This window comes from Sphingomonas bacterium (genome assembly GCF_903644055.1).
GTDB lineage: Bacteria > Pseudomonadota > Alphaproteobacteria > Sphingomonadales > Sphingomonadaceae > Sphingomonas_I.
The window spans coordinates 1-6,177 of record NZ_CAHJXD010000193.1; the positions used below are offsets into that span (position 1 = coordinate 1).

5 protein-coding genes and 1 tRNA gene are annotated in these 6,177 nt (G+C 65.5%); 2 read left to right on the forward strand and 4 right to left on the reverse strand.

Annotated features, from left to right (window positions below):
• Positions 1-180: 180 nt before the first annotated feature.
• Both HUU94_RS08425 and HUU94_RS08430 read right to left on the reverse strand, forming a co-directional pair.
• Positions 181-1,299, reverse strand: coding sequence for a M14 family metallopeptidase (locus HUU94_RS08425; RefSeq protein WP_174274641.1), 1,119 nt, complete (start codon positions 1,297-1,299; stop codon positions 181-183).
• Positions 1,296-1,886, reverse strand: a complete 591-nt coding sequence (locus HUU94_RS08430) for a DUF4136 domain-containing protein (protein WP_174274642.1) — start codon at positions 1,884-1,886, stop codon at positions 1,296-1,298. The genes HUU94_RS08425 and HUU94_RS08430 overlap by 4 nt, the downstream gene beginning before the upstream one ends.
• Positions 1,887-2,040: 154 nt before the next feature.
• Between HUU94_RS08430 and ykgO the strand changes: the two genes are divergently transcribed.
• Positions 2,041-2,166 carry a type B 50S ribosomal protein L36 gene (ykgO, locus tag HUU94_RS08435; protein ID WP_004210176.1) on the forward strand — a complete coding sequence of 42 codons (126 nt, stop codon included), beginning with the start codon at positions 2,041-2,043 and terminating at the stop codon, positions 2,164-2,166.
• 151 nt (positions 2,167-2,317) lie between these two features.
• On the opposite strand, the gene HUU94_RS08440 is transcribed toward ykgO, so the two are convergent.
• Positions 2,318-4,423 (reverse strand): HAD-IIIC family phosphatase, encoded by a 2,106-nt coding sequence (locus HUU94_RS08440; RefSeq protein WP_174274643.1) that lies wholly within the window; start codon positions 4,421-4,423, stop codon positions 2,318-2,320.
• A gap of 55 nt (positions 4,424-4,478) precedes the next feature.
• Positions 4,479-5,933, reverse strand: a complete 1,455-nt coding sequence (gene pyk / locus HUU94_RS08445) for a pyruvate kinase (RefSeq protein WP_174274644.1) — start codon at positions 5,931-5,933, stop codon at positions 4,479-4,481.
• A 171-nt stretch (positions 5,934-6,104) separates the two neighbouring features.
• Between pyk and HUU94_RS08450 the strand changes: the two genes are divergently transcribed.
• Positions 6,105-6,176, forward strand: a tRNA-Gly gene (locus HUU94_RS08450).
• Position 6,177: the final 1 nt, after the last annotated feature.

Here is a 6,177-nt window from a genome sequence, read left to right on the forward strand (position 1 = left end):
GGTCTCGCAACCGCTCGGAATCACATCGGAACCCGGTCGTCCACCATTACGCTACCGTTCCGACACAGCCTCTTAGATTGATCCGTTCCTCCGCTTGTCCTGAGTAGGGATGGAGGCTGTCGAGAGCCCATATCGTACTTCGATACGAGCAGGAGCGGGTAGAACTGAAGCCACCCGACGCTAAATCTCGGCGATGATTTCGTGGAGCGCGCCGAGGCAGTCGGCGCCCATCCGCATCGATCGTTCCGCCGACCAGCCATATTCGGGATCGGGCAGCAGCAGATTGTCCTTGAACGGCATCTCCAGCGTCATCGCCACCGCGCCGAAGCGGTTGGCGACCTGGTTGGTCGACATGGTGAGATTGGCATTGCCTGGACCCGACGCCGGATAGCCATGCTCGACCTGGAAATCGGGCGATCGCCGCGCCAGCGTTTCGCGGTAGCGCCTGAACAGCGCGCCCTGGCGCTCGGTCCAGTTTGGGATACCCTCGAAGCCCGCGAGGAAGACGTAGGGAATCGCTTCGTCGCCATGGACGTCGATCGCGAAATCGACGCCGGTCTCGTCCATACGGTTGCGCACCGCGAGTATTTCGGGGCTGCGCTCCGGCGTGGGATCGTGCCATTCGCGGTTGAGGTTCACGCCCGCCGCGTTGGTGCGGAGATGGCCGCGACGGGAGCCATCGGGATTCATGTTGGGCACGATGTGGAACGTCGCCTCGCGGCGCAGCACGCGCGCGGCGGGATCGTGCGCGTCGGTGAGCTTGCGCAGCGCGCCTTCCATCCACCATTCCGCCATGGTTTCTCCGGGGTGCTGGCGCGCATACAGCCACACCTGCCTGCCGCCCTCGCCCAACGACAGACAATCCATCTCCTGCCCGTCGAGCGTCGTTCCGAGCGAGCGGTAACGCACGCCGGGCAGTGCCGCGGTTCGCGCCACCAGCTCATGGTGGCGCTCCATCGAATAAGGCGCGAAATAAGCGAACCAGAGGTTGTCGCTCGTGGACTTATGCCGGATCGTGATGACGCCATCGGCGTAGTGCGTCGATGCCAGACGCCATGCCGCGCGATCCTCGGAGACGCGCGCCGCATAGTCGGGCCAGCCGAACGGATAGGCGGACTTGGCCCCGTTGAGGATGTTGAGTTCGATCTCCTGACCCGCGCTTCCGGTGACTCTGAAATAGAACCATTGGTAGAAATCGGACTGGTTGTCGGCCACGATTTCCAGATCGGCGCGCGGGCCATCGATCCTGACAACACGTATGTTGCCCCCGTCGAACCGGGACGAGACGGCGATGCTCACTTGACGGTCACGGTCCGTCCCGATTCACCGGGGAAACCGCTGAACAGCGCGGTGGCCAGCCGCTGTACCGTGGCCTTGGGATCGGCGGCGGGCGAGCCGGCGCTGACGGAGGTTTCGGCGCGGCCCTCCCACACCACCGAGGCATCCGACCGCCGCTTGATCTGGACGATCAGCCGCGTGGCGACGATCTCCGTGCTTCGCGGCTTGCCGATGGGAAAGCTGATGCCGCCCCCCACGCCGCCACGATAGCCGTAACTGCCGCCGCCGATGCCGATCGAAATCGGCGAGCCACGGCTCAGCGTCTCCCGCGATCCCCGTTCGACGACGATCGCGGCAACCTGCTCGGACCGGGCGACTCCGGGTGCCTCGGTAAAGCCCAGCCGCGCGAGCTCGGCGCCGACGATCGAGGCGTAGCTCTGGAATTCGAGGCTGCCACGGTCCGCGGGCAGGATCGGCTCCACCGCGATCTGGCCCGGCGCCACCCTCTGATCGAGGTGGAAGCGCGTCACCCGCGTGACCGGTGTCGTGGTACAACCGCCAAGCGCTAGCGCGGCCAGGCTGGCGGCCACGAGGATCCTGCTCTTCATATCGCTCTCCCTGGCAATGTTCATTCCGGCAACGTCCTATCGCGCGGTTGGATGCAAAAGCCAGGCGCACGACCTCCACCTTGACTTGGGCAAGTCCAATCCGTAACGCGCGGCCCTCATCAAAACCCAAAGTTCGAGGGCAGGCGTTCCGGCCATGAAGATTCGCAATTCGTTAAAGTCGCTCAAGGGCCGGCACCGGGACAATCGCGTGATTCGCCGCCGTGGCCGCACCTATGTGATCAACAAGACCAATCGTCGCTTCAAGGCGCGTCAGGGCTGATCACGCAGCCAGGCGGCTTAGAGTCGGTGTTGTCGACGTTGAGCGCTCGTCACCCCGGCCTTGAGCCGGGGTCCCGCTACCTGCCGACGCTGAAGAAGAAGCGGGACCCCGGCTCAAGGCCGGGGTGACGTTTCAACTTGAACGATAGCCTTTAGAACGGCCGAATTTCCTCGTTCACCATCAGCCATGCCGGGGCGTGACGTGGCGGTGTCTCGGCCTCCAGGGTCCAGCGTTCGCCTTCGTCGCTGAAGCAATTGTCGGCGAAAACCGCGCGGCAGGGCTCGTTGAAGGGCGTCTGCACCAGTTGGCCGCTGATCACCCCGGACCCGAGGTGCCGCACGGCATTCAGCATCGCGACCTCGATCGCATAGCCGAACACCCGGCAACTGAGCACGAAATGGATGATCTCCATCGTCTCGGCGCGCAGTTCCGCCACCAGCACGCAGACGATCCCCATGTCGCCGAAACGATCGGCGGCCGATGCGATCAGGACGCGGCTGTTCGGATCGGCATGCGCCGCCGCGATCTCCGCGCGGGTCACGCGGCTGCCGGCGGTGTTGAACTGGTTGGTGCGGTTGATGAGCTCGGCGACGCGGACGAGATCGCCCTCCCCGGCTTCCCGGATCGTCGTCGCAAGGCCGAGCTGCGCCAGCGCGGCCGCGCTTTCGGCCTCGGCATCGGCAACCTCGCTATCGAGAAACTCGCGCCGCTGATCGCGCTGCCGATAGAAGGACGTGCGATCGCTGTCGGATTCGGGCAGCCACGACGCCCATTGATCGAGCGCTTCCCAGCTTCGCGCATCCAGCGCATCAAGCGTGAGCAGCCCCGGAAACGCCTCCCCCACCAAAGCGCGCTCGTCGCTGCGATCATCGATGAACACGAAATCCTTGGGCTTGAGGTTGAGATGCTCGGCGATCCGCCGCATGTTGAGCACCTTGGGATCCCAGTTGATCTGCGAGGAGACGAAATCCTCATGTCCCAGCAGGGCGCCATCGCCCCAGATCACCTTCCGCCGATCATTCTTCGAATTGATGGCGAGGACGATGCCCTTGTCTTTCAATCGCCGCAGGATCGCCTGGCGATCGCGGTGGTGGGAAACGCCGTTGCCCTCCCCGATCACCCCATCCCATAACGTATTGTCGAGATCGCAGACGACCAGCTTGCGCTTCATCAGCGCGCCATGGACATAAAGGATATGTGCATAGGCGGCGGCCACCTCGCGCCCGAAAACCGCCGGATGCTGAAGATCGGCGGTGTAGAAGGCGCGCCCGGCCTCCCATATGCCGAGGCTGTCGACGATGCGCCGTTCATCGAAGACGAAGACGTGCCGGATCGAGCGCGCATTGGCCTTCGCGACCATCGCCTCGATCGCCGCATTGACGATCGGCAGCGCGGTCCGCCGGACGCGCCTGGTCGCCGCCAGCCGTATCCGATCGCTCGCCCGCGCCTGATGGCGGTAAATGCCGCCGGCGTTGTGGATGAAGATGCTGGATTCGAAGAGTTGGGCAAGCAGGTCGAGCGTCGCTTCGACCGGGGCGATCGCCTCCTTCGCCTGCGCGTGAAGCTTGGCGGAAGACCAGGCCGCTGAGCGCGGATGCATCAGCCGGGCCCAGGCGGGGGTGAATTCATAGGTCAGCGGACTATAGAAAACGACATCGAAGGTGCGATCGGAGAGCTTGGCGATCTGCGCGCGCTGGTCCGCCGAATCCTTGCTCGCGATGAAGAAGGGCTGCAACGCAATGCCCCATTCGGCGAGCGCCGGTGCCAGAAATCCGACGACATCCAGATAGAGGCAATCGCCCACGAACAAAACGCGCACCGAACGATCGGTATCGGCCAGCAGCACCTGATCGACTTCGTCGAGCGCCGAGGCGATCGCGGCGAGCGCGTCCGTCCGCAACACCGCCAGCTCATCGACGATCGCGGTGCGATCCGCGGTCTGCACCTCGGCGATCAGCCGGCGATGCGCGGCGGGATCGAGCTCCGGACGGAAGAATTGCTTGATCCGTTCACCGATCATCAACTGCCGATAGGTGGCATCCCCGGTATCGAGATAGGTCGCGAGATAATCGACGAACGCGCCCTTCTCCTCTTCCGCGAACCGCTCCGGATCGGCGGCATAGCGATCGGCATATTTTTCCCAGTCTGAAACGATCGCGGCGAGCCGGCGGGACAGGGCCGAACGCGCTCCCCGAAGAGCTACGGCGGCGTCGTGCCTCGCGGCGTTTTGGGAGATGAGCGGCTCGATCGTGGCCATTTCCGGGGAATTTAAGCCGTGGCGGAGATGGAGGCAAGGCGCGCGCGGCTTTGCCTCATCGCAGCTTGTCCAGCTCATCGCCGGCGAGCCGCTGAACGTGTAGCATGTTGGTCGAGCCGGGGCGTCCGAACGGTACGCCGGCCATTATCACGATACGATCGCCCGCCTTGGCGAGGCCATGGCGAAGCGCCATGCGCTTGGCCTTGCCGACCATCTGCTCGAAATCGCCCACGTCGCGCGTCTGGACGGCGTGCGCGCCCCACAGCAGCCCGAGCCGCCGCGCGGTCGACAGCTTCGGCGTCAGCACCAGCAACGGCACGTTCGGCCGATCGCGCGCGATGCGCCGCGCCGAGGAGCCCGAGCTGGTGAAGCAGATGATCGCCCGCGCGCTCACCGTATCGGCGATATCGCGCGCGGCCTGGCTGAGCGCGTCGGCGGTGGTCGCATCGGGCAGCGTCTCGGTAAAATGCACGCGCGCATCGAAGCTCGGATCGCTCTCCACGGCCATCGCGATGCGATCCATCATCGCGACCGATTCCTCGGGCCATGCACCGGCCGCGCTCTCCGCCGACAGCATCACCGCGTCGGCGCCGTCGTAGATCGCGGTGGCGACGTCGGAAACCTCGGCGCGGGTCGGGGTCGGCGAGACGATCATCGATTCGAGCATCTGCGTGGCGACCACCACCGGCCGCCCCATGCGGCGCGCGCTCGCGACGATCCTCTTCTGCGCGAGCGGCACCTGCTGGGGCGGCAGCTCGACGCCGAGGTCGCCGCGCGCGACCATCACCGCATCGGCCAGCTCCAATATCTCCTCAAGCCGCTCCATCGCCGCCGGCTTCTCGATCTTGGCGAGCAGAGAGGCCTTGCCGCCGATCAGCCGGCGCGCCTCGGCCACGTCTTCGGGACGCTGGACGAACGAGAGCGCGATCCAGTCGGCCGCCTGCTCCAGCGCGAAGGTCAGATCGCGCCGATCCTTCTCGGTCAGCGCCGCCATCGGCACCACCACATCGGGCACGTTGAGGCCTTTGGAGTCCGAAAGAATGCCGCCCACCTCGACCCGCGTTTCGATGCGATCCGCGCCCGCCGAAAGCACGCGCAGCACGAGCTTGCCATCGTCCAGCAACAGCCGCGCGCCGACCTTCAGCGCGGCGAAGAGCTCGGGATGCGGCAGGCGCACGCGCGCCGCATCGCCGGGCGCGTCGTCGCGATCGAGCACGAAGCCCGCGCCCGTTTCCAGCATCGTGCGCCCGCCCTCGAACCGCCCGACGCGAAGCTTGGGACCTTGCAGATCGAACAGGATCGTGGAGGGGCGCCCGGTCTCTTTCTCGATCGCGCGAATGGCGGCGACGAGCGGCTCCTTATCGGCATGGCTGCCGTGGCTCATGTTGATCCGAAACGCATCGGCGCCGGCAAGCATCAGCTTGCGGATCATCTCCGGCGACGTCGATGCCGGGCCCAATGTCGCCAGCACGCGCACCTTGCGGCCTCTGGGCACGATCTTGATGGCCAAGCTCGTCTCTCGCTTAATGCTTTGAGGGAAGACGGCCGTTATGAGCCGTAAAGCTTACGATGCAACCCACAAGCGCGGTCCCGACCGGCGCAGAAGCAGGGTTGCCGCATCGAAAAGGCGGTGCTAGCAGCCCCGCTCCCCGAGAGGCCCGGCCTCTCCGATTGGCGCCGAGCGGGCGTAGCTCAGGGGTAGAGCACGACCTTGCCAAGGTCGGGGTCGAGGGTTCGAATCCCTTCGCCCGCTC

Coding starts and splice junctions, on each gene's coding strand:
- HUU94_RS08430 (WP_174274642.1), bottom strand. CDS start 1,886: ATGAAGAGCAGGATCCTCGTGGCCGCCAGCCTGGCCGCGCTAGCGCTT.
- ykgO (WP_004210176.1), top strand. CDS start 2,041: ATGAAGATTCGCAATTCGTTAAAGTCGCTCAAGGGCCGGCACCGGGAC.
- HUU94_RS08440 (WP_174274643.1), bottom strand. CDS start 4,423: ATGGCCACGATCGAGCCGCTCATCTCCCAAAACGCCGCGAGGCACGAC.